The 21140-nt window shown below is 60.5% G+C and carries 23 protein-coding genes; 9 read left to right on the top strand and 14 right to left on the bottom strand.

The genetic code is table 11. The features are described 5' to 3' along the window. Window position 1 precedes the first annotated feature (1 nt). From U0004_RS01635 to rsgA, 5 genes are all read left to right on the top strand, one after another. Entirely contained in the window at window positions 2-1465 is a 1464-nt protein-coding gene (locus U0004_RS01635; RefSeq protein ID WP_070258317.1) for a DUF4178 domain-containing protein, read from the top strand. Then, the gene (locus U0004_RS01630) at window positions 1462-1632 is read left to right on the top strand and encodes a hypothetical protein (protein WP_157814714.1); all 171 of its coding nucleotides are present in this window, start codon (window positions 1462-1464) and stop codon (window positions 1630-1632) included. The genes U0004_RS01635 and U0004_RS01630 overlap by 4 nt, the downstream gene beginning before the upstream one ends. A gap of 2 nt (window positions 1633-1634) precedes the next feature. Continuing rightward, the gene (gene speD / locus U0004_RS01625) at window positions 1635-2006 is read left to right on the top strand and encodes an adenosylmethionine decarboxylase (RefSeq protein WP_115057390.1); all 372 of its coding nucleotides are present in this window, start codon (window positions 1635-1637) and stop codon (window positions 2004-2006) included. Window positions 2007-2070: 64 nt separating this feature from the next. Beyond that, entirely contained in the window at window positions 2071-2625 is a 555-nt protein-coding gene (locus U0004_RS01620; protein WP_070257823.1) for a hypothetical protein, read from the top strand. A 355-nt stretch (window positions 2626-2980) separates the two neighbouring features. Beyond that, window positions 2981-4045, top strand: coding sequence for a ribosome small subunit-dependent GTPase A (gene rsgA / locus U0004_RS01615; protein ID WP_070257824.1), 1065 nt, complete (start codon window positions 2981-2983; stop codon window positions 4043-4045). A gap of 57 nt (window positions 4046-4102) precedes the next feature. Here rsgA and U0004_RS01610 read toward each other — a convergent pair whose 3' ends face one another. The 13 genes from U0004_RS01610 to mnmG all read right to left on the bottom strand — a co-directional run bounded on the left by U0004_RS01610 (window position 4103) and on the right by mnmG (window position 15942). Then, a complete protein-coding gene (locus U0004_RS01610; RefSeq protein WP_034752707.1) occupies window positions 4103-4522 on the bottom strand; it encodes a F0F1 ATP synthase subunit epsilon in 420 nt (139 codons plus the stop codon). 62 nt (window positions 4523-4584) lie between these two features. Beyond that, complete coding sequence (gene atpD / locus U0004_RS01605; RefSeq protein ID WP_034752705.1) at window positions 4585-5985, bottom strand: F0F1 ATP synthase subunit beta; 1401 nt, start codon at window positions 5983-5985, stop codon at window positions 4585-4587. 29 nt (window positions 5986-6014) lie between these two features. Then, complete coding sequence (gene atpG / locus U0004_RS01600) at window positions 6015-6890, bottom strand: F0F1 ATP synthase subunit gamma (RefSeq protein ID WP_034783836.1); 876 nt, start codon at window positions 6888-6890, stop codon at window positions 6015-6017. A gap of 62 nt (window positions 6891-6952) precedes the next feature. Further along, complete coding sequence (atpA, locus tag U0004_RS01595) at window positions 6953-8494, bottom strand: F0F1 ATP synthase subunit alpha (RefSeq protein WP_034752701.1); 1542 nt, start codon at window positions 8492-8494, stop codon at window positions 6953-6955. 78 nt (window positions 8495-8572) lie between these two features. After that, window positions 8573-9118: a F0F1 ATP synthase subunit delta gene (locus tag U0004_RS01590; protein ID WP_034783838.1), complete on the bottom strand. Its 546-nt coding sequence runs from the start codon at window positions 9116-9118 to the stop codon at window positions 8573-8575. Window positions 9119-9120: 2 nt separating this feature from the next. Next, window positions 9121-9591, bottom strand: a complete 471-nt coding sequence (locus U0004_RS01585) for a F0F1 ATP synthase subunit B (RefSeq protein WP_034752697.1) — start codon at window positions 9589-9591, stop codon at window positions 9121-9123. Between the two features lie 43 nt (window positions 9592-9634). Further along, a complete protein-coding gene (gene atpE, locus U0004_RS01580; RefSeq protein WP_034752695.1) occupies window positions 9635-9913 on the bottom strand; it encodes a F0F1 ATP synthase subunit C in 279 nt (92 codons plus the stop codon). Between the two features lie 59 nt (window positions 9914-9972). Further along, window positions 9973-10782: a F0F1 ATP synthase subunit A gene (gene atpB / locus U0004_RS01575; RefSeq protein WP_046681851.1), complete on the bottom strand. Its 810-nt coding sequence runs from the start codon at window positions 10780-10782 to the stop codon at window positions 9973-9975. A gap of 51 nt (window positions 10783-10833) precedes the next feature. Further along, entirely contained in the window at window positions 10834-11202 is a 369-nt protein-coding gene (locus tag U0004_RS01570) for an ATP synthase subunit I (RefSeq protein WP_034752692.1), read from the bottom strand. 270 nt (window positions 11203-11472) lie between these two features. Next, a complete protein-coding gene (locus U0004_RS01565) occupies window positions 11473-12360 on the bottom strand; it encodes a ParB/RepB/Spo0J family partition protein (RefSeq protein WP_070257825.1) in 888 nt (295 codons plus the stop codon). Window positions 12361-12424: 64 nt separating this feature from the next. After that, complete coding sequence (locus U0004_RS01560) at window positions 12425-13195, bottom strand: ParA family protein (RefSeq protein WP_034752687.1); 771 nt, start codon at window positions 13193-13195, stop codon at window positions 12425-12427. Window positions 13196-13363: 168 nt separating this feature from the next. After that, window positions 13364-14008: a 16S rRNA (guanine(527)-N(7))-methyltransferase RsmG gene (gene rsmG, locus U0004_RS01555; protein ID WP_070257826.1), complete on the bottom strand. Its 645-nt coding sequence runs from the start codon at window positions 14006-14008 to the stop codon at window positions 13364-13366. After that, window positions 14005-15942 carry a tRNA uridine-5-carboxymethylaminomethyl(34) synthesis enzyme MnmG gene (mnmG, locus tag U0004_RS01550; RefSeq protein ID WP_070257827.1) on the bottom strand — a complete coding sequence of 646 codons (1938 nt, stop codon included), beginning with the start codon at window positions 15940-15942 and terminating at the stop codon, window positions 14005-14007. Before mnmG ends, rsmG begins: the two co-directional genes overlap by 4 nt. A 317-nt stretch (window positions 15943-16259) precedes the next feature. Here mnmG and sugE point away from each other — a divergent pair, with 317 nt between their 5' ends. From sugE to U0004_RS01530, 4 genes are all read left to right on the top strand, one after another. Then, window positions 16260-16580, top strand: a complete 321-nt coding sequence (sugE, locus tag U0004_RS01545) for a quaternary ammonium compound efflux SMR transporter SugE (RefSeq protein ID WP_070257828.1) — start codon at window positions 16260-16262, stop codon at window positions 16578-16580. Window positions 16581-16591: 11 nt separating this feature from the next. After that, window positions 16592-16951: an NADH-quinone oxidoreductase subunit A gene (locus U0004_RS01540; protein WP_034783844.1), complete on the top strand. Its 360-nt coding sequence runs from the start codon at window positions 16592-16594 to the stop codon at window positions 16949-16951. Between the two features lie 85 nt (window positions 16952-17036). After that, window positions 17037-18194, top strand: a complete 1158-nt coding sequence (locus tag U0004_RS01535; protein WP_070257829.1) for an iron-containing alcohol dehydrogenase — start codon at window positions 17037-17039, stop codon at window positions 18192-18194. A gap of 44 nt (window positions 18195-18238) precedes the next feature. Beyond that, the gene (locus U0004_RS01530; RefSeq protein WP_070257830.1) at window positions 18239-19030 is read left to right on the top strand and encodes an EAL domain-containing protein; all 792 of its coding nucleotides are present in this window, start codon (window positions 18239-18241) and stop codon (window positions 19028-19030) included. Window positions 19031-19076: 46 nt separating this feature from the next. Here U0004_RS01530 and U0004_RS01525 read toward each other — a convergent pair whose 3' ends face one another. Continuing rightward, the gene (locus U0004_RS01525; RefSeq protein ID WP_070257831.1) at window positions 19077-21137 is read right to left on the bottom strand and encodes a 3-hydroxybutyrate oligomer hydrolase family protein; all 2061 of its coding nucleotides are present in this window, start codon (window positions 21135-21137) and stop codon (window positions 19077-19079) included. Window positions 21138-21140: the final 3 nt, after the last annotated feature.

Raw genomic sequence — 21140 nt, 5'->3', positions numbered from 1 at the left:
CATGCAAACTGTTTCCTGTCCCAGCTGCGGCGCGGAAGTCCACTTCCGCTCGCACGCTTCCGTACTCGCCGTGTGCGAATACTGCCACAGCACCATCCTCAAGGACGCCGATTCCGTCAAGGACGTGGGCAAGATGTCGGCCGTCCTGGAAGACTATTCGCCGATCCAGATCGGCACGGCCGGCGTGCACGATGGCGTGCACTTCACCGTCGTCGGCCGCATCCAGCAGCGCTACAGCGCCGGCACGTGGAACGAGTGGTATCTGCTGTTCGACGACGCCAGCACGGCGTGGCTGGGCGACTCGTCCGGCCTGTACACGCTGACGCGCGTACGCAGCACGCAAGACGCCCTGCCCGCCTTTGCCGAGCTGACGCCGGGCAGGCGCTACACGATCTGCGGCGAACCGTACACGGCGGCCGAGATCCGCAGCGCCGAATGCATCGCCGGCCAGGGAGAACTGCCGTTCAAGGTAGGCGCCGGCTGGCGCATCCAGGTGGCGGACTTCCGCAACTACGCCAGCTTTGTCACGCTCGACTACACGGATGGCCCGCAACCCGTCGTCTACCAGGGCGTTGCCGTCACCCTGGAGGGCTTGCAGTGCCAGCTGCTGCGCGACGACGACGCCATCGCCAGGAGCGCCGGCAAGTACCGCGGCAAGCTCGACGCGCTCGACTGCCCGTCCTGCGGCAGCGGCATCGGGTATGTCCCCGGCGCGGCGGCGCAGCTCGTGTGTCCCGCCTGCCATGCGCAGCTCGACGCCAGCGGCCCGGAAGCGCAGGTGCTGGCCATCGGCAAGCAGGTGCACGACAACGCCGACATCACGCTGGAGCTGGGCGCCAGCGCGAAGATCAGCAATGTGGACTTCACGGTGATCGGCATGATGCGCCGCGCCGACGACGAAGGCAGCGAGTGGAATGAATACCTGCTGTACAACGCGCGCGCCGGCTTCTTCTGGCTGGTGGAGACGGACGATGGCTGGTCGCGCTCGAACGTGCTGCCGAACTGGCCCAACTGGGCGTCGCTGGACGCCGATACCTGCACGCTCGATGGCACCACCTACCGCAAACTGTATGACTACGGCTCGCAGGTCGTGTATGCGGCGGGCGCCTTCAACTGGAAGGTGGCCGTCGGCGACAGCACGCGCGTGTTTGAATTCGAGCAGGGGCAGACCAAGCTGGCGGCGGAGCTCACCGGCGAGGAAATGACCTGGTCGCGCTCCGTGCCCGTCGCCTATGACCAGATGGCCGCCTGGTTCGGCAGCGCCTTCCATGGCGGCGCCAAAGTGCAGAATATCCAGCTGAGCCATCGCGGCATCGCCAAGGTCTTCATCATCATCGTGCTGGTCTTGAATGCGATTCCCATGTTTGTCTCGTTCTCCAGCACCTTGATGTGGAGTTTGCTGGGCTGCCTGGCGCTGTTCCTGCCTGCCGCTTTTCTCGACAAGAATGCAAAGAATCCCCCATGAGTAAATACGTGATCTATGCCCTGATGGTGACCTTCAGTGTCACGGCCGCCAACTGGGTGCGCATGTTCAAGGTGGCCGGCAGCAGCAGCGGCAGCAGCTGGAGTTCGCGCACGGGCAGCGGCGGCGGCAGCTATGGCGGCGGCTCCAGCGGCGGCAGCCACAAATAAGCATGGCAGCCACACCGCATCTGCCCCTGGGCACCCACTTGCTGGCCGATTTGTCGGGCATCGCGCCGGCACGCCTGCGCGACGGCGCCGCGCTCGAGCGCCTGCTGCGCGACGCTGCCATCACGGCTGGCGCGCAGGTGCTGCATAGCCATTTCCACAGCTTTGGCGCCGGCCAGGGCGTCACCGGCGTGGTGCTGCTGGCTGAATCGCACATCTCCATCCACACCTGGCCGGAATGCAACTTTGCCGCCGTCGATATCTTCATGTGCGGCGCGGCCCGGCCGCAACTGGCGCTCGATGCCATCAAGGATGCCTTGCAGGCGGCGCACTGCCAGCTGCAATCCGTGCGGCGCGCGCCGCCTGGGCAAGCCTAGCGTCGCTGGTGGATCGCGTGGGGATCGCTTACACTGTCGGCTCATTCCCCCAACCGTGACTCCCATGCGCCGTTCCGCCCTCCTTGCCCTGCCCCTGCTGCTGCTGGTTTCCGCCTGCGATGACTACACGGCGCCCAGCCTGTACCAGGCCACCACGCCCGAGTGCAAGACGTGGACGGAGGGTTCGCGCTTCGAGCTGCCGCGCGGTATCAGCGTGTATGCCACGCCGCCCGTCACCCTGAAGGAAGGCGGCACGGAACTGGCACTGATTTTTACTTTACCCGTCGGCACGCAAGCCAGTTTTACGCGCCTGTCCTTCCTGCTGGAAGAGCCGAAACAGCAGCCGTTCGCCGAGGCGAAAGTACTGACCATCTACCAGCGCGGCATGAACCAGAAGGCGGAAATCGTCGACGTCATCGAAAAGCTGCCCATCATGTTTGCCGCCGTCGGCAACAGCAAGGAAACCCAGTGGCGGCTGCGCCTGCAACTGCCGCGCCAGCTGCCGCAGCGTTTCGACCTGTCCATGCCCGACATGCTCGTCGCCGGCAAACGCTACCCGGTGCGCACGTTTACCTACCGCTATTTCCCCGAGCGCAGCGCTTACGGCATGTGCAGCTAATTCAACAATCGCGCCAACAATGTGTCGGATTACGCCCTGCGGACTAATCCGACCTACGGCATGTGCAGCTGAGCCACACCTTCCATTGACGGCGGCGCGCGCCGCTGGCACACTGGCGTTTTCCATCACACCTCAGGAGTAGACAACATGCGCCATTCGGATACTGCCGTGCTGTCGGCTGCCTGATCACTGTTTTCACTGTTTTCCCCGCTAACTCCCTTAGCTCGCCCTTCCCCATACGCGTGATCGCGTAGCCGACCTCCCCCTTCTTCGTGCCAGTCATGGCGACTGGCGGTGCCTGCACGCGCAGGCTTCACGTCCGCACGCGGACGACAGAATCTGGAATCACGCTACCATGATCACATTCGATTTTGCGCAACTACGCCTTATCGGGCTGCAGCAGGCCATCGCCAGCGCAGCCACCCAACTCGACATCTCTTCCCCCGCCGCGCAGCTGCTGCGCGTGAGCGCCGTGCACCGCGACAGCATCGGCGTGCACGACGGCATCCTGGAACACGGGGCGCACATCCTGCCGCGCCTGCTGCACGAGCTGCAGGCGCAGGACACCATCCTTGCCGTTGGCGACTGGGTCGCCGCCGAACACGATGGTTACGGCATGCTGTGGATAACGGCGCACTTATCCCCGGTCACGCAGATCGGCCGGCGCGGCAATGACGGCCGGCGGCAAGTGCTCGCCAGCAATGTCGATACGGCCCTGCTGGTGATGGGACTGGACGAAGACTTCAACCCGCGCCGGCTGGAACGCTATCTGGCCATCGTGCTGGCGGCCCAGGTCAGCCCCGTGGTGGTGCTGAGCAAGGCCGACGTGGCCGATGACGTGCCGGGCAAGCTGGCGCAGCTCAAACTGCGCCTGCCGCCCCACGTGCCGCTGTTCGCCATCGATACGCGCCATGCGTATGACGTGGCCATCCTGGAACCCTGGCTGGATGCCGGCCAGACCCTGGTACTGCTCGGTTCATCGGGCGCGGGCAAGTCCAGCCTGACCAACACCCTGGCTGCGGCGCAGCAGGCAACCAACGGCGTGCGCCATGGCGACGGCCGTGGCCGGCACACGACGACGGCGCGCTCGCTGCACCTGTGCGCCAGCGGCGCCTGCATCATCGACACGCCGGGCTTGCGCAGCTGGCGCGCGGACGCCGATGCGGAAACGCTGGCTGCCACGTTCGACGATATCGCGGCGCTGGCAGCGACATGCCAGTTCCGCGATTGCCAGCATGCCAGCGAGCCCGGTTGCGCCGTGCGCGGCGCCGTCGATGGGGACCGCCTGCGTAATTATCACAAGCTGCTGCGCGACGCGCGCCGCAGCGAGGAAACGCCGCTCGAACGCATTGCCGCGCGCGCCAAGTGGAAGACGATATTGAAGGCGGGACTGGAAAGGGGAAAGGACAAGCGCCGCTAATTTGTGCTGAAAAAAAAGGCAGCCCGCAGGCTGCCTTTCTTGTGCGGCGCAGATGGATTACATCTTGCGCAGCTTCTGGATCGCTGCCAGCTGCGCAATCGCGCTGGCCAGCTCGGCTTGCGCTTGCGCGTAGTCGATGCCCGAATCCTTGTTGTGGATATTTTCTTCCGCCAACTTCTTCGCTTCCAGCGCTTTCGCTTCGTCGAGGTCGTGACCGCGGATCGCGGTATCGGCCAGGACGGTCACGGTATCCGGTTGCACTTCCAGCAGGCCGCCGGCAACGAAGACGAACTCTTCTTCAGCCTGGCCGACTACCTTGATGCGGACCGCGCCCGGACGGATGCGGGTAATCAAAGGCGTGTGGCGTGGGTAGATACCCAGCTCGCCCTGTTCACCCGGCAACGCGACGAATTCTGCTTCGCCTGAAAAAATCAGTTCTTCAGCGGAAACCACGTCAACGTGAATTGTGTGTGCCATGTGTGTCCTATCGGGTTGAAGAACCCCGCCGTGTAAGGGGCGGGGTTAGGCCCAGACTTAACTTAGTTAAGTTTCTTGGCTTTTTCGATTGCTTCTTCGATCGTGCCGACCATGTAGAACGCTTGTTCCGGCAGGTGATCGAGTTCGCCCGAAGCGATCATTTTGAAGCCCTTGATCGTGTCTTTGAGCGAAACGTATTTACCAGGCGCGCCGGTAAAGACTTCAGCGACGTGGAAAGGCTGCGACAGGAAACGCTGCATCTTACGTGCGCGGGCGACCAGCAGTTTGTCTTCCGGTGCCAGCTCGTCCATACCCAGAATCGCGATAATGTCGCGCAATTCCTTGTAGCGTTGCAGGGTCGTTTGCACGGCACGCGCGGTGTCATAGTGCTCTTGACCAACGATCAACGGATCCAGCTGACGCGAGGTCGAATCCAGTGGGTCCACGGCTGGGTAGATACCCAGGGAAGCGATGTCACGCGACAGCGCAACGGTCGAATCCAAGTGAGCAAACGTGGTAGCAGGCGACGGATCGGTGTAATCATCGGCTGGAACGTAGACGGCCTGGATCGAGGTGATCGAACCGGTCTTGGTCGACGTGATACGCTCTTGCAGACGGCCCATTTCTTCCGCCAGGGTCGGTTGGTAACCCACAGCCGACGGCATACGGCCCAGCAGTGCCGAGACTTCGGTACCAGCCAGCGTGAAGCGGTAGATGTTGTCGACGAAGAACAGAACGTCCTTGCCTTCATCACGGAACGATTCAGCGATCGTCAGGCCGGTCAGCGCGACGCGCAGACGGTTACCTGGCGGTTCATTCATCTGGCCGTAGACCATCGCGACTTTGGAGTTCTCCGGGTTTTCCAGATCGACCACTTTCGCGTCAGCCATCTCGTGGTAGAAGTCGTTACCTTCACGGGTACGCTCACCCACGCCGGCGAACACGGACACGCCGCTGTGCGCCTTGGCGATGTTGTTAATCAGTTCCATCATGTTGACGGTCTTGCCTACGCCAGCGCCGCCAAACAGACCAACTTTACCGCCTTTTGCAAACGGGCACACCAGGTCGATCACCTTGATGCCGGTTTCCAGCAGTTCTTGCGATGGCGACAGTTCGTCGTATGCAGGAGCGGTGCGGTGGATCGACGCGATCTGCTCGTGCGACACTGGGCCGCATTCGTCGATCGGGTTGCCCAGCACGTCCATGATGCGACCCAGGGTTGCTTTACCGACTGGCACCATGATAGGTTTGCCGGTATTTTGAATCATCATGCCGCGACGCAAGCCATCGGACGAACCGAGTGCAATGGTACGGACAATGCCGTCGCCCAACTGCTGTTGTACTTCCAGGGTCAGTTCCGAGCCTGCCATCTTCAAGGCATCAAATACCTTAGGCATCGCGTTGCGGGGAAACTCAACGTCCACCACAGCGCCGATACACTGAACGATTTTGCCATCAGCCATGTTCGTTCCTTCAATATAGTTAAATTCGTTTAAACCGCAGCCGCACCGGCGACGATTTCGGAGAGTTCTTTGGTAATCGCAGCTTGGCGGGTCTTGTTGTAGATCAGCTTCAATTCGCCGATCACACTACCCGCGTTGTCGCTTGCAGCTTTCATCGCGACCATCCGTGCCGATTGCTCGGACGCCAGATTCTCCGCGACTGCCTGGTACACCAGCGCTTCTACATAGCGCTCCAGCAATTCGTCGATCACGCTTTGCGCGTCCGGCTCGTAGATGTAATCCCACGAGTGGGCACCCTTGTCGGCGACCATCTTGTCGGCCGTCAGGGGCAGCAATTGCTCCACGACTGGTTCCTGTTTCATCGTGTTGATGAATTTGGTGTAGCACAGGTACACTGCATCGATCTTGCCTGCCTGGAACTCTTCGAGCATGACCTTGACAGGTCCGATCAGTTTATCCAGGTGGGGCGTATCGCCGGTTTGAATGGCGTGCGCAATGATCTTGACGCCGATGCGATTCAAAAAACCCAAACCCTTGTTACCGATGGCAACTGCTTCAACCCGGTTGCCAGCTGCTTCCAGCTCGCGCGACTTCGACGTCACCTGGCGCAGGATGTTGGTGTTCATGCCGCCGCACAGACCCTTGTCGGTCGTGACAACGATGAAACCCACTGCCTTCGCTTGCGTACCCTGGGCAGCTGCCAGGAACGGGTGCGTGTATTCCGGATTGGCGGTCGCCAGATTGGCGGCGATATTCCGAATCTTGTCACTGTAGGGACGAGCGGCCCGCATCCGGTCTTGCGCCTTGCGCATTTTGGACGCGGCGACCATTTCCATCGCCTTGGTGATCTTCTTCGTATTCTCTACGCTCTTGATCTTGCCTCGTATCTCTTTGCTTGATGCCATGAGTCCTTACTCCTTCTGCGCGTAGGGCGGCGCCTCACTCGAAGTGGGCGCCGCCTGGCCGCTTAATATGCGCCGGATTTCTTGAAATCAGCAATGGCCGCCGACAGAGTTGCTTCGCTGTCTTTGTCGAGTTGCTTGGTTTCTTCGATCTTGGCCAGCAGAGCAGCTTGCTTGGTCTTCATGTAAGCGTGGACACCAGCTTCGAACGACAGCACTTGCTTGACTGGCACGTCGTCCATGAAGCCTTTGTTCACCGAGAACAGCGATACGGCCATCAGCGAGATCGACAGTGGCGAGTATTGGGCTTGCTTGAGCAATTCCGTTACGCGCGCGCCGCGGTCCAGCTGCTTGCGGGTCGATTCATCCAGGTCCGAAGCGAACTGCGCAAACGCGGCCAGTTCACGGTACTGCGCCAAGTCGGTACGGATACCGCCGGACAGGTTTTTGATGACCTTGGTCTGGGCGGCGCCACCGACGCGCGATACGGAAATACCGGCGTTAATGGCAGGACGGATACCGGCGTTGAACAGCGAGGTTTCCAGGAAGATCTGACCGTCGGTAATCGAAATCACGTTGGTTGGAACGAATGCGGATACGTCGCCAGCTTGCGTTTCAATGATCGGCAGCGCCGTCAGGGAACCGGTCTTGCCTTTGACGGCGCCGTCGGTGAACTTCTCGACGTAGTCGGCGTTCACGCGTGCTGCGCGTTCCAGCAGGCGGCTGTGCAGGTAGAACACGTCGCCTGGGTATGCTTCGCGACCTGGTGGACGGCGCAACAGCAGCGAGATTTGACGGTATGCAACAGCTTGTTTGGACAGATCATCGTAGACGATCAGTGCATCTTCACCGCGGTCACGGAAGTATTCGCCCATGGCGCAACCGGAGTACGGCGAGATGTATTGCATGGCGGCCGATTCCGAAGCGGAAGCGGCGACAACGATGGTGTATTCCATCGCGCCGTGCTGTTCCAGCGAGCGCACGATGTTCTTGATCGACGAGGCTTTTTGGCCAATCGCGACGTAGATACATTTCATGCCCTGGCCTTTTTGATTGATGATCGCATCAATCGCCACAGCCGACTTGCCGGTTTGACGGTCGCCGATGATCAGTTCGCGCTGGCCGCGGCCAACTGGAACCATCGCATCGATCGACTTCAGGCCGGTTTGCATTGGTTGCGAAACGGACTCACGGGCGATCACGCCCGGAGCGATTTTTTCAATCGCGGCCGTCAGTTTCGTCTCGATGGCGCCTTTGCCGTCGATTGGCTGACCCAGCGCGTTGACAACGCGGCCGAGCAGCTCAGGACCGACTGGCACTTCCAGAATGCGGCCGGTGCATTTCACCGTGTCGCCTTCGGAGATGTGCTCGTAGGCACCCAGAATCACGGAACCGACGGAGTCGCGTTCCAGATTCATTGCCAGGCCAAACGTATTGCCTGGGAATTCCAGCATCTCGCCTTGCATCACGTCCGACAAACCGTGGATGCGGCAGATACCGTCGGCGACGGAAATAACCGTGCCTTGATTACGCACTTCAGCGCCGCCGTCAAGACCTTGGATCCGGCTCTTGATCAACTCGCTGATTTCAGATGGGTTGAGTTGCATACTAACTCCTAAAAGTGTTTCTCTCAGCTTGCGCGAGGGGTAAGGGTCTGTCTTAGCTGGCCTGCCGAAGCGCGTGTCTTACGACACCAGTGCAGCGTGCAGTTGCTGCAGCTTGGCGCGCACCGAGGTATCGAGCACTTGGTCGCCAACGACCACGCGCACGCCGCCGAGCAGCGATGGATCCACTGTGACGGCAGGGTTGAGCTTACGACTGAATTTCTTTTCCAGCGTTGCGACCAGCTCGGCCGTTTGGCCTTCGCTCAGATCGAAAGCGCTCGTGATCTCGGCGTCAGCCGCACCTTCCAGACCGTTTTTCAACGTATGGAATTGCGCGCCGATTTCCGGCAGCAGGCTGATGCGGCCATTTTCGATCAACATCGTGACGAAGTTTTTCACTTCCTCATTGAGCGGCGATTTCAACAACGACAGGATGGTGGCGGCGACGTCGCTTTCCGAAACTTTCGGATTGCGCGCGTACGCCTGTACCTCGGGGTGGCTACCGATCTGTGCCAGTTCGGACACCAGCTCGGACCACGCCGCGAGGTTGCTTGACTCCTTACCAGCTTGGGCTACGCGGAACAAAGCTTCCGCGTAGGGACGGGCGACGGTTGCGAGTTCTGCCATGATTACAGCTCGACAGCAAGACGCTGCAACATTTCGGCGTGAGCCGTAGCGTTAACTTCACGCTTCAAGATCTGCTCGGCACCCTTGACAGCCAGGTCAGCCACCTGAGCGCGCAATTGTTCGCGTGCTTTCGACAGTTGCTGTTCGGCGTCCGACTGGGCTTGCGCAATGATACGCGCAGCTTCAGCTTGTGCATTTTGCTTGATCTCTTCAGCAACCAGCTGCGCGCGCTTTTCAGCGTCCGCAACGCGTTGCGACGCTTCTTCACGTGCACTGTTCAATGCCTCTTGCGCACGCTTTTCAGCGACAGCCATCGAAGCTTGACCTTGATCGGCCGCAGCCAATCCATCCGCGATTCGTTTGGCACGCTCATCCAGCGCATTGTTCAGCGCTGGAAATACGAACTTCATCGAGAACCAGACCAACACCGCGAAGGTGATCATCTGGCCGATGAGCGACATATTGATGTCCATACCTTTGCTCCTAACTAAAAGTTTCTCCTAGGGTTGGAGCGAATTACTGAGCAACAGCCGTCAGAGCGGACAGGAACGGGTTAGCGAACGTGTACAGCAGAGCAACACCAACGCCGATCATCGAGATAGCATCCAGCAGACCAGCGATAACGAACAGTTTGGTTTGCAGTTGTGGCATCAGTTCTGGTTGACGTGCCGAAGCTTCCAGGAATTTGCCACCCAAGATAGCGAAGCCCAGAGCGGTGCCGATTGCGGCCAGGCCGATGATGATTGCTGCTGCCAGAACGGTCATGCTTTGTACTTGTGCGATCAGAGCTTGCATAAAATTCTCCTAAATTTAAAAACGAAAGATACTAAAAAAACAAAATATAAAGTTAATGATTAATGTTTCTCAACCGCAAGGCTCAGATACACAACCGTCAACGCCATAAACACAAAAGCTTGCAAAGTTACAATCAAGATATGGAAAATTGCCCATGGACCACCCAACGCCCACTGTGCCCACCAAGGCAACAACGCGATCAAGATGAAAATCAGTTCGCCGGCATACATATTGCCGAACAGTCGCAGCGACAGGGAGATCAGTTTTGCAACCAGCTCAACCATTTGCAGCAGGAAATTGACAGGTGCCAGGGCGATCGTGCCGATCAGGCCGCTCGCATGGAACGGTGCCGTGAACAGTTCCTTGATCCAGCCGCCCAGGCCCTTGGCCTTGATCGAGAAGGCGATCACGCACAGCACGACCGACAGCGACATGGCGAAGGTGTGGTTGACGTCGGCGGTCGGCACGGCGCGCAGTTTATGCACGCCAAACCAGCTCAGAATCTTCGGCAACAGGTCAACCGGCAGGAAGTCCATCGCGTTGAGCAACCAGACCCACACAAAAATAGTGATGGCCAGCGGCGCGATGACCTTGCTTTTCGCGTGGAAGGCCCCATTAATAGTGTCATTGACGATTTCCATGACCATTTCGACGAAGTTTTGCAACTTGCCAGGGACACCAGCCGTCGCGCGGCGCGACGCCATATAGAAAACAGCCAGGAAAACAAAGCCCAGAATGGCCGAAATCCAGAACGTATCCAGATTGATCATGCCGTCGGCACTTCTCAGGTGGGCCAGATGGTGACTGATGTATTCTGTGGCGTTGGCCGGGGCAGCATGGCCCGCTTCAATAGCGTGTTCTGTGGTCATAATGAATTTAGATTTGTCGTTTCAGAGCACAACAGGCCCCAAAACCAATGATTAAACAGCGAGCAATGAAAACCAGTATGCTAAGGTTGCCACCGCGAAACCCAAGATCAGCCATAACCAGGCGGCCGACTGAAACAACACCAGTGCCAATATAAACAGCACCGCTGTGATAAATATTTTCACCACTTCTGCGCGCAAATGCGCCCGGAATGCCTTGTTGGCGTCGCTAGAACCGCGAACCACCAGCAGGGCATACACCAGGCTACCGATGACTGCGATAGCGCCGCCGTATGCGGCGGACCAGCCTCTGACACTGCCACCGAAAAACAGGGTGACCGTGGCAAAGCTGATAGCGATTGCTAGCTGCAATGCAACTACTTTGTAGACTGGTTTGGCAATACTTTGTTGTGAATCACTCAATTGCCAAGTTCCCAGAAAAATCTACACACGCAAAGACACGGGATTATAGTTGGCTTTGATCTATAGAGTCAAACGTTGCTGCACCGCAGCAGGGCAATTGCTGCGTGAAACTGACGCTTTACCGACTATTCGCCGCCATTTGCACCACTATATGGCAAAGTCGCTTGTCTGGCCGCTTCCAGCCGTGTTATCAAGGAATCACGTGGTGCATCTGGAAAGCATGGCCGGATTGTCCACACCCGCATGATCCCTGTCTTTGCAGCTTGCTATTTAACCACGCAAGCGGGTCAACAAACCATCGAGCACGTCAAGATCGGCAAAATCAATCACCAATTGGCCACGGCCCTTGTTGCCCATCTTGAACACCACGGGCGTGGCCAGCGCATCGGACAGCTCTTCTTCCAGGCGCGCGATGTCGCCGGACTTTTCCTTTTGCCGCGGCTCGACCGGGTTGGCCGCTTCCTCGACCGAGCGCGTCACGAGCTTTTCCGTTTCGCGCACCGACAGGCGCTTGGCCACGACCTGGTTGGCCAGGGTGATCTGGCTGGCCGCATCGACGGCCAGCAGCGCGCGCGCATGGCCCATGTCGATATCGCCGGCCATCAGCATGGTCTGCACGGGAGCGGCCAGGTTCATCAAACGCAACAGGTTCGACACGGCGCTGCGCGAGCGTCCCAGCGCAGTGGCCGCTTGCTCATGCGTAAAACTGAAGTCGGCGATCAGACGGTGGATGCCCTGCGCTTCTTCCAGGGGATTCAAGTCTTCGCGCTGGATGTTCTCGATCAGCGCCATGGCCGCTGCGGCCAGGTCGTCCACGTCGCGCACCAGCACCGGCACTTCCGTCAGCCCGGCCAGCTGCGAGGCGCGGAAACGGCGTTCGCCGGCGATGATTTCATATTTGACAAGCCCGCTCAAGGTATCCTGCCCGATCGGGCGCACCAGGATAGGCTGCATCAGCCCTTGCGCCTTGATCGAGGCGGCCAGTTCATTCAAGGCCCCCTCGTCCATGCGCGTGCGCGGCTGGTATTTGCCGGCTTGCATTTGCGATACGGGCAAGTTCGACGGTTGATGCGTGTCCGCACTGGCGAAGTCGCCACCGCCGCCGCCCAACAGGGCGTCGAGTCCGCGACCCAGTCCTTTTAATTTTTTCGTAGCCATGCTGTCCTAATCGTGTGTTCGAAGTAAGCGCTTACATCATTTTGTGCAGACGCTCGCCCCTTGTTTACATATGTTTGATGCGTTCGACCATCTCGGCGCCGAAGGCGATATACGCCTGGGCACCTTTCGAGCTGGGGTCGAAGGTCACGCCGGGCAGACCGTACGATGGCGCTTCGGCCAGGCGCACGTTGCGCGGGATGATGGTATTGAACACCTTGTCGCCGAAGTGCTGTTCCAGCTGTGCCGACACTTGTTGCGATAATGTCATGCGTGGATCGAACATCACGCGCAAGAGCCCAATGATCTTCAAGTCCGGGTTCAGGTTCGCATGCACCTTCTTGATGGTGTTGACCAGGTCGGACAAGCCTTCCAGCGCATAGTACTCGCACTGCATCGGGATGATCACGCCATGCGCGGCGCACAGGCCGTTCAGGGTCAGCATCGATAATGCCGGTGGGCAATCTACTAATATGAAGTCGTATTCGCCGTCCACTTCGGCCAGCGCATCCTTCAGGCGGCGTTCGCGGTTGTCCAGCTCGACCATCTCCACTTCCGCGCCGGCCAGTTCGCGGTTCGACGGCAAGACATCGAAGCGCCCCGCTTCCGAACGCTGGCGTGCCGTCTTGACATCGGACTCGCCCAGCATGACTTCATACGTCGATGCCTTCAGGCCGGCCTTGTTAATGCCGGCGCCCATGGTCGCATTGCCCTGCGGGTCGAGGTCGACCAGCAGCACGCGCTGGTTCAACTTGGCCAGACCGGCGGAGAGGTTGACGCTTGTTGTGGTTTTACCAACACCACCCTTTTGATTTGCTACACAAAAAATTTTGGCCATGTATCTTCTAGTTGTAAAGAGATGCAAACTTCATCGTGCGCCCCGGCATCTGGCCGAAACGATTTATACTGTTTATTTCATTTATACGATATAAATCGTTTATACGGTTTATATTATTTATACCGTATAAACCATTTATATGATTTATATCGTTTAATTTTCTGGCGTTTAAATTCTTGCTATAAAGACCAGATGACGCTCTGCATTTAGCCCTGGCACCGCGATTGCGCGTAGCTCGGTTACTTGCCATTCCGCTGGCAGTCGCTCGCGCTCGTCTGGCGGTGCCACCCCTTTCAAGGCGATGAATTGCCCGCCCTCGGCCAGCACATGGTTCGACCAGTTGACGAAGTCGGACAGGTCGGCAAAGGCGCGCGAGGTGATCACGTCGAATTTCTGCTGCACTTCCAGCTGCTCCACCCGTTTCGTGTACACGGTGACGTTGGCGAGGCCCAGTTCCGCTTTCACTTGCGTCAAGAATGCCGTCTTCTTATGCACCGTGTCGATCATCGACACCTTCACATCGGGGCGCGCGATGGCCAGCACCATGCCCGGCAAGCCGCCGCCGGCGCCCACGTCGAGCACATTCTTTGCATCCGCGAACGCCGGCACCGCGGCCAGCGAATCGAGCACGTGCAGGGTCAGCATCTGCATGGGATCGCGCACCGACGTCAGGTTGTACACGCTGTTCCATTTGGCCAGCAAGGCCAGGTAATCGAGCAATTTTTCCGTCTGATCCGCGCTCAAGTCGAGCCCCAGCGCGGCGATGCCTTCATTCAAAATCTGGGCCAGTGCGGCCCGGTCAAACTGCTTCATTCAACAACCTCGTCCTTTAAAGTGGTGGTCTGCGCGGCACTAAAACCGCGCTTTTTCAGGTGCACCAGCAGCAGCGAAATCGCCGCCGGCGTCACGCCGGAAATGCGCGATGCCTGGCCCAGGGTTTCAGGGCGCTGCTTGTCGAGTTTTTGCCGCACTTCGACGGACAGCGCGCCGATATCCAGGTAATTGAAACCTTCCGGCAAGGCCAGATTTTCATAGTGTTCGTGGCGCTCGATTTCCTTGCTCTGGCGCTCGATGTAGCCCGCATATTTGAGCTGGATTTCCACCTGTTCGCGCACGGCGGGGTCTTCCACGCCAGGGCCCGCCAGGGCCTGGCCTTCCATGCCCGTCATGCTCATCAGGGTGTCGTAGGCCACGTTCGGGCGGCGCAGCAAGTCCGCCAGCGAATACTCGCGTTCGATAGCCTGGCCAACGATGCGTTCCGATTCGGCGGCCGCCAGGATGCGCGGGTTGACCCACGTGGAACGCAGACGCTCGAGCTCCAGCGCCACCGCTTCGCGCTTCGTTTCAAACGCTTGCCATTGGGCGTCGCCCACGCAGCCCAGGGCGCGGCCGATTTCCGTCAGGCGCATGTCGGCATTGTCTTCGCGCAGGCTCAGGCGGTACTCGGCGCGGCTGGTGAACATGCGGTACGGTTCCTGCACGCCCTGGGTGATCAGATCGTCGACCAGCACGCCCAGATAGGCCTCCGAGCGGCCCGGTACCCAGGCTTCCTTGTCCTGCGTCAGCAAGGCCGCATTCAGGCCCGCCAGCATGCCTTGCGCGGCCGCTTCCTCGTAGCCGGTGGTGCCGTTGATCTGGCCGGCGAAGAACAGGCCGGCGACGGCCTTCGTTTCCAGCGAGGCCTTCAAGCCGCGCGGGTCGAAATAATCGTATTCGATGGCGTAGCCGGGGCGCAGGATGTGGGCATTTTCCATGCCCTTCATCGATTGCACGAGGGCGATCTGCACGTCGAACGGCAGGCTGGTCGAAATGCCGTTCGGATAGAACTCGTGCGTCGTCAAGCCTTCCGGCTCGAGGAAGATCTGGTGCGATTCCTTGCCCGAGAAACGGTGGATCTTGTCTTCGATTGACGGGCAATAACGGGGGCCCACGCCCTCGATCACGCCCGTGTACATGGGGCTGCGGTCGAGGCCGGCGCGGATGATGTCGTGCGTCTGGCTATTCGTGTGCGTGACCCAGCACGGTACCTGGCGCGGATGCATGGACGTGTTGCCCATCACGGAAAACACGGGCACGGGATCGAGATCGCCCGGCTGTTCTTGCATCACGGAAAAGTCGATCGTGCGGCCATCGATGCGCGGCGGCGTACCGGTTTTCAGGCGGCCCTGCGGCAGTTTCAGCTCTTTCAGGCGGGCCGACAGCGAGATGGCGGGCGGGTCGCCGGCGCGGCCAGCCGAGTAGTTATTCAAGCCCACGTGGATCTTGCCGTCGAGGAAAGTGCCAGCCGTCAGCACCACGGCGCGCGCGAGAAACTTCAAGCCGATCTGCGTCACGGCGCCGACGACACGGTCGCCTTCGACGATCAGATCATCGACGGCTTGCTGGAACAGCCACAGGTTAGTCTGGTTTTCCAGGCGCGTGCGGATGGCGGCCTTGTACAAAATACGGTCGGCCTGGGCGCGCGTGGCGCGGACTGCCGGGCCTTTCGAGGAGTTCAGGATGCGGAACTGGATGCCGGATTCGTCGGTGGCAATCGCCATCGCGCCGCCCATGGCATCGACTTCCTTGACCAGGTGGCCCTTGCCGATGCCGCCGATGGAAGGGTTGCACGACATCTGGCCCAGTGTCTCAATATTATGCGTGAGCAATAGCGTCTTCTGCCCCATGCGGGCGGAAGCGAGGGCCGCCTCGGTACCGGCGTGACCACCACCGACAACGATGACGTCGAATTCTGTAGGAAATAACATGATAAATAGGTAACAGTGCAAGTAAAAATGCGGGATGAGAGCTCCGATTATAGAGTCTTTTTGCAAGCGCAACCTTGCGCAGCGCATTTTTTGCTTAATTTTTACTCAGCAGGGGCAAGTCAACGAGGATTTCTGTTTCACGTGGAACACGCAGCGTGGCCAAGCAGAGGGCTGCGGTAGCGTGAAATGTTTGCTACAATTGCCGCATCGTCCGCCAACGTGACCACGCCAGTGGCCTGCGGGACGATCATCCAGGAGGACGGCCTCCCCCATCATGGGAACACACCGGGACGGCCCGCTCTGTATAAGGAGCCGCCATGGCCTGGATACTTTTACTTATTGCCGGCATGTTTGAAGTCGTGTGGGCATACTCGATGAAACTCTCCGAGGGTTTCACCAAACTCACCCCCTCCGTTGTCACCATCGTCATGATGATCGCCAGCTTCGGCTTGCTGTCGCTCGCCATGCGCACCCTGCCCCTTGGTACGGCTTATACGATCTGGACCGGCATCGGCGCCGTCGGTGCCTTTATCGTCGGCATCGTATTTCTGGGCGAGCAGCTCAATGCCATGCGCGTATGCGCCGCCGTCCTCATCGTGTGCGGCATCGTGCTGATGAAACTGTCGTCCAGCCACTGAGAGGAATCCCCATGCTTCTCGAAAACTATTTCCCCGTCCTCCTGTTCATTCTGATCGGCATCCTGGTCGGCATCGTGCCCATGCTGCTGGGGCGCACGCTGGGCCCGCACAAACCGGATCCGCAAAAACTGTCGCCGTACGAATGCGGCTTCGAAGCGTTCGGCGACGCGCGCATGAAGTTCGACATCCGCTTCTACCTGGTCGCCATTCTCTTCATCCTGTTCGATATCGAGGTGATCTTCCTGATGCCGTGGGCGGCCAACGTGAATGAACTCGGCTTGCCCGGTTTCTGGGCCGTCATGGGTTTCTTGAGCATACTGGCCATCGGCCTGGCCTATGAATGGAAACGCGGCGCGCTGGAGTGGGAGTAGTCCCCGCTTTTTGTTCCACGTGAAACAGGCGCGGGGCGGGAAAGCGGAGTAAGCTGGGCTTCTGCCATCACTGTCAGGAGTCTGCATGTCCACCTTCCAGTTCCGCACCGTGCCACACCTGATCGTTGAACCGGGCGCCGCCGCCCAGCTGGGCGCACACATCGCCCATCACTTCCCCGCCGTGCGCCGCGCCCTGCTCGTCACCGATGCAGGTTTTTTGCGCACGGGTCTGGCCGATGCTTCCTTGCACAGCCTGCAGGCGGCCGGCATCGAGGTCCACGTCTTTTCCGAAGTGCAAGCCGATCCGCCCGAAGCCATCGTGCTGGCCGGTGTGGCCCAGGCTCGGATGTTTCACGTGGAACTGATTATCGGCCTCGGTGGCGGCAGCTCGCTGGACGTGGCCAAGCTCATCGCCGTGCTGGCACCGGGCCACCAGGAACTGGCCCAACTGTATGGCATCGGCAATGTCCACGGCCAGCGCCTGCCCCTGGTGCAATTGCCGACCACGGCCGGCACAGGCTCGGAAGTGACGCACATCGCCATCGTCACCACGGGCGCCACCAGCAAGATGGGCGTGGTCGCGCCGCAACTGTATGCGGATCTGGCCATCCTCGACGCCAGCCTGACCCTGGGCTTGCCGCCCGCCGTGACGGCCGCCACCGGCATCGATGCCATGGTGCATGCGATCGAAGCGTACACCAGCCGCCTGTTGAAAAACCCATTGTCCGACATGCTGGCCACGCAAGCCTTGTCACTGCTCTCCAGCAACCTGGTCACCGCCTGCCGCGATGGCAGCAACTTGCCGGCACGCCAGGCCATGCTGCTGGGTGCCATGCTGGCCGGCCAGGCGTTTGCCAATGCGCCCGTGGCCGCCGTGCACGCGCTCGCCTATCCCATCGGAGGACTGTTCCACGTGCCACATGGCTTGTCGAATGCGCTGGTGCTGCCGCACGTGCTGCGTTTCAATCTATCCCACGCGGCGCCCCTGTATGCGCAACTGGCAGCCGTCTTGCAACCAGGCATCACTGGCAGCGAGGAAGCGCGGGCCGTGGTCCTGATCGACGCCCTGCAGGAGATTGCCCTGGCGACGGGCATCGTGCGCACCCTGCGCGAAGTGGGCATCGCGGCCTGCGACCTGGACCGGCTGGCCGATGAAGCCATGCTGCAAACGCGCTTGCTGGGCAACAATCCCCGGCCCGTCACGCATAGCGATGCGCGCGCCATCTATGCTGCCGCACTGTGAGACAGCAGACGGAATCAGCCAATCCGTCCGCCTACACTAGCACCATGACACCTCCCGACATCCCGATTCATCCTGACGCCACCAGCTTTCCACACGGTGCCTGTGCAGGCTGCCACGACAGCGCGCCGCTGCCGTTTGCCTTCGAGTATGCCTATCAGCCCATCGTCGACCTGGCCACGTGCAGTATCTATGCGCACGAGGCGCTGGTGCGCGGGCCCAACGGCGAAAGCGCGGCCAGTGTGCTGGCGCAAGTCAACGACGCCAACCGCTACCGCTTCGACCAGGCTTGCCGCGTCAAGGCCGTGGCCGGCGCAGCCAAGCTGGATATGCAGGGCTTTCTGTCGATCAACTTCTTGCCCAACGCCGTCTACCGTCCCGAAGTATGCATCCGCAGCACCCTGGAAGCGGCCACCTTGCACCGCTTCCCGACCGATAAAATCATCTTTGAAGTGACGGAAGGCGAACGGGTACAGGACCGTCCCCATCTGGTCGATATCTTCCGCGCCTATCGGCGCTTCGGTTTCCAGACGGCCATCGATGATTTCGGCGCCGGCTATGCGGGCTTGAACCTGCTGGCCGAATACCAGCCCGACATCATCAAGATCGACATGGACCTGGTACGCGGGATCGATATGCACGCGCCACGCCAGGCGATCGTGCGGGCCATCGCCAGCCTGTGCCGTGAGCTCGGTATCCGCGTACTGGCCGAAGGCATCGAGACACGCGCCGAGCGCGATTTCCTGGCCAGCTGCGGCATTTCCCTGATGCAGGGCTACTGGTTTTCCAAGCCTGTCTTCCAGGGACTGGGCCACATCCCCGATACGGCCTGGGAATAAAAACGGCCACGTGAAACGTGGCCGCAAGTTCCACAAGCGATACTGCCTAGTTGGGAATGTCGACGACCGTCCCCGTCACGCTGATGACATTGCCGGGCGCCGGCGCCGCGGCGATCGCTGGCACGTTGACGTTGGTGATCAAGGTTGACGCATCGGCGCGCGTCACCGTGCGCACCACCTGCGATGGCGGCAAGGCTTGCTTGGCATTCAAGTGTACATACATGGCATCGAGCGCCCGGTTCAGGTACACGTGCAGGGGCACGATCAGGGTCGGCAAGGCGCTGCTGAAGGAATCGAAATGGTTGGCGTTCGTCACCTCGATATAGCGCAGGCGGCTATTCGTCCCTTCCACGGCGGCGTTCAGCCCCAGATAGGCGCGCGAAGCGTGATTGACGGGAATCAGGGTATCGCTGCGGCCATGCACGATGATGGCCGGCTTGCCATTCAATTTGCCGCTGGCCGCGACCTCCGCCATGCCTGCCCGCACGCGCACGCTTTGCCCGGCCAGCGTGCCTTGCAAGTTGGCGCCACTGACGGTATCGCGTCCCGTCGCCAGGCTGCGCAGGCACAGGAAGCCGTCGAGCGACTGGTCCGCCAGGCCGCTGGAAGACGACACGCCGGCCGTGTACACCCTGGCGCCGCCCACGCTGTTTTCGTACACGACATTGCCGAGGATGCCGTTTTGCGCGGCAAAGCTGGCCGCCTTTTGCGCCGACGTGAACGCGACCGGATTACCGCTGCCGTCCGTCTGCGCAAACGTGAAACCGCACACCTTGTCCGTGACGGAGAATTTGCCGTAGGCATACGCATACGTGACAGCCACGAGGATATTCGTGCCCGCGTGTGCCGCCTGCAACGGATCGGAATCCAGCAGCCAGCCATACGCGCGCAAGCGCTGCTTCGCGTCCGCCTGCTGCGCAGCCAGGTCGGCGCCGTTCAATAAACCCTTGCTGACGAGCGCCGTGCAGCGTCCCGCATTGCCGGCCACGGAAGCGATGCATGGCTGATACAGGGCCGCATAGGTGGCGTAGTCGAACAGCGCACGGCCGGGATTGGCGACTACCGCCCCACCCTGGCGTACGCTGTAGGCGCTTGACGCCGCCGGCTGGATCTGCGGCTCGCTGGCCGCCACGCCGCTGATCAAGCCCTTGGTATCCTGTTCCGCCGCCAGCAAGGCCGAACCGGCGCCGTTGGAAATACTCGAGGCAATCGTGATGGTGTTCTTCGGCGTCAGCCGCACGATGCGCGCACTGCCGTCGCGGGCCAGCACGCCGTAGCGTTCGTTCAAGACGTAATACGCCATCTCGATGGCCTGCAAGGTGACCTTGCCCCAATCCTTCTCGGGATTTTGCTGCGAGTGCGCGTGCTTGAAGGCGATGCGGTTCGGGTTCGCGCCGCCCCAGGCCAGGCGGTCGGCGTCGCTCAAGTCGGGCGCGAAGAGCGCATTCTTGCCGGCGACCACCCTGCCCGCGCGCACGCCGTTCTGCAGGTTGACGCTGTCGTCCTCGAACACGTACAGGCCCGTGCCGGAGCCCTTGTCGGCATACGCCACGGCGCAGCCTTTTTTCAAGCCCCATTCACCCGAGCTGCCGATGGCGCCGTAGATGCCGCGCGAGCCGCTGGACGTGCCCGTGACGATGCAGGCATGGTCGGGATCGAAGCTGGCCGGCACCTGCACCATCAAGGTGACATTCTTCTTGCCCGAGCCATCGTCGGCATAGGCGATGTATTCACTGCCCGCGACCAGGCCCTCGCCCGTGCCCACGTTCCCGGACGCATCCACGTTCGGTCCGTACAGGGTGCCGTAGCCGCTGTTGGCGGCAATGTCGAGTACGGCGCGGTAATTGGCGTAGATGGCATTGCGGCGCAGTTCGAGCGGCGTCGGTTGCTCCACGTCCGCATACGCGGGCGCGGCGCCAGCCAGCCCCGTCTTGCCGAGGCCAGCCGTCAGCAGATCGTTCGTCTTGCCGTCGTAGTCGGCGCGCGTGATGGTACCCAGGTAGCTGGGCATCTGGTTCAGCTCTTCCGGTGCATGGTTGCTGCCGCAGGCTGCCAACGCCAGCAGGGTGCACAGGCTGCTCCCCGCGCGCGTGATCGTCGTTTGCATGGT

Origin of the sequence: Janthinobacterium lividum, from assembly GCF_034424625.1 — a bacterium.
Lineage (GTDB): Bacteria > Pseudomonadota > Gammaproteobacteria > Burkholderiales > Burkholderiaceae_D > Janthinobacterium > Janthinobacterium lividum.
Note: the sequence above shows the minus strand (reverse complement) of the source record. Positions and strands in the feature narration are given on the sequence as shown.

Coding starts and splice junctions, on each gene's coding strand:
- U0004_RS01620 (WP_070257823.1), top strand. CDS start 2,071: ATGCGCCGTTCCGCCCTCCTTGCCCTGCCCCTGCTGCTGCTGGTTTCC.
- rsgA (WP_070257824.1), top strand. CDS start 2,981: ATGATCACATTCGATTTTGCGCAACTACGCCTTATCGGGCTGCAGCAG.
- U0004_RS01610 (WP_034752707.1), bottom strand. CDS start 4,522: ATGGCACACACAATTCACGTTGACGTGGTTTCCGCTGAAGAACTGATT.
- U0004_RS01535 (WP_070257829.1), top strand. CDS start 17,037: ATGTCCACCTTCCAGTTCCGCACCGTGCCACACCTGATCGTTGAACCG.
- atpE (WP_034752695.1), bottom strand. CDS start 9,913: ATGCAAGCTCTGATCGCACAAGTACAAAGCATGACCGTTCTGGCAGCA.
- U0004_RS01565 (WP_070257825.1), bottom strand. CDS start 12,360: ATGGCTACGAAAAAATTAAAAGGACTGGGTCGCGGACTCGACGCCCTG.
- atpG (WP_034783836.1), bottom strand. CDS start 6,890: ATGGCATCAAGCAAAGAGATACGAGGCAAGATCAAGAGCGTAGAGAAT.
- atpB (WP_046681851.1), bottom strand. CDS start 10,782: ATGACCACAGAACACGCTATTGAAGCGGGCCATGCTGCCCCGGCCAAC.
- U0004_RS01560 (WP_034752687.1), bottom strand. CDS start 13,195: ATGGCCAAAATTTTTTGTGTAGCAAATCAAAAGGGTGGTGTTGGTAAA.
- speD (WP_115057390.1), top strand. CDS start 1,635: ATGGCAGCCACACCGCATCTGCCCCTGGGCACCCACTTGCTGGCCGAT.
- U0004_RS01525 (WP_070257831.1), bottom strand. CDS start 21,137: ATGCAAACGACGATCACGCGCGCGGGGAGCAGCCTGTGCACCCTGCTG.
- U0004_RS01540 (WP_034783844.1), top strand. CDS start 16,592: ATGCTTCTCGAAAACTATTTCCCCGTCCTCCTGTTCATTCTGATCGGC.
- sugE (WP_070257828.1), top strand. CDS start 16,260: ATGGCCTGGATACTTTTACTTATTGCCGGCATGTTTGAAGTCGTGTGG.
- atpD (WP_034752705.1), bottom strand. CDS start 5,985: ATGGCTGATGGCAAAATCGTTCAGTGTATCGGCGCTGTGGTGGACGTT.
- U0004_RS01530 (WP_070257830.1), top strand. CDS start 18,239: ATGACACCTCCCGACATCCCGATTCATCCTGACGCCACCAGCTTTCCA.
- rsmG (WP_070257826.1), bottom strand. CDS start 14,008: ATGAAGCAGTTTGACCGGGCCGCACTGGCCCAGATTTTGAATGAAGGC.
- mnmG (WP_070257827.1), bottom strand. CDS start 15,942: ATGTTATTTCCTACAGAATTCGACGTCATCGTTGTCGGTGGTGGTCAC.
- U0004_RS01590 (WP_034783838.1), bottom strand. CDS start 9,118: ATGGCAGAACTCGCAACCGTCGCCCGTCCCTACGCGGAAGCTTTGTTC.
- U0004_RS01585 (WP_034752697.1), bottom strand. CDS start 9,591: ATGGACATCAATATGTCGCTCATCGGCCAGATGATCACCTTCGCGGTG.
- U0004_RS01635 (WP_070258317.1), top strand. CDS start 2: ATGCAAACTGTTTCCTGTCCCAGCTGCGGCGCGGAAGTCCACTTCCGC.
- atpA (WP_034752701.1), bottom strand. CDS start 8,494: ATGCAACTCAACCCATCTGAAATCAGCGAGTTGATCAAGAGCCGGATC.
- U0004_RS01630 (WP_157814714.1), top strand. CDS start 1,462: ATGAGTAAATACGTGATCTATGCCCTGATGGTGACCTTCAGTGTCACG.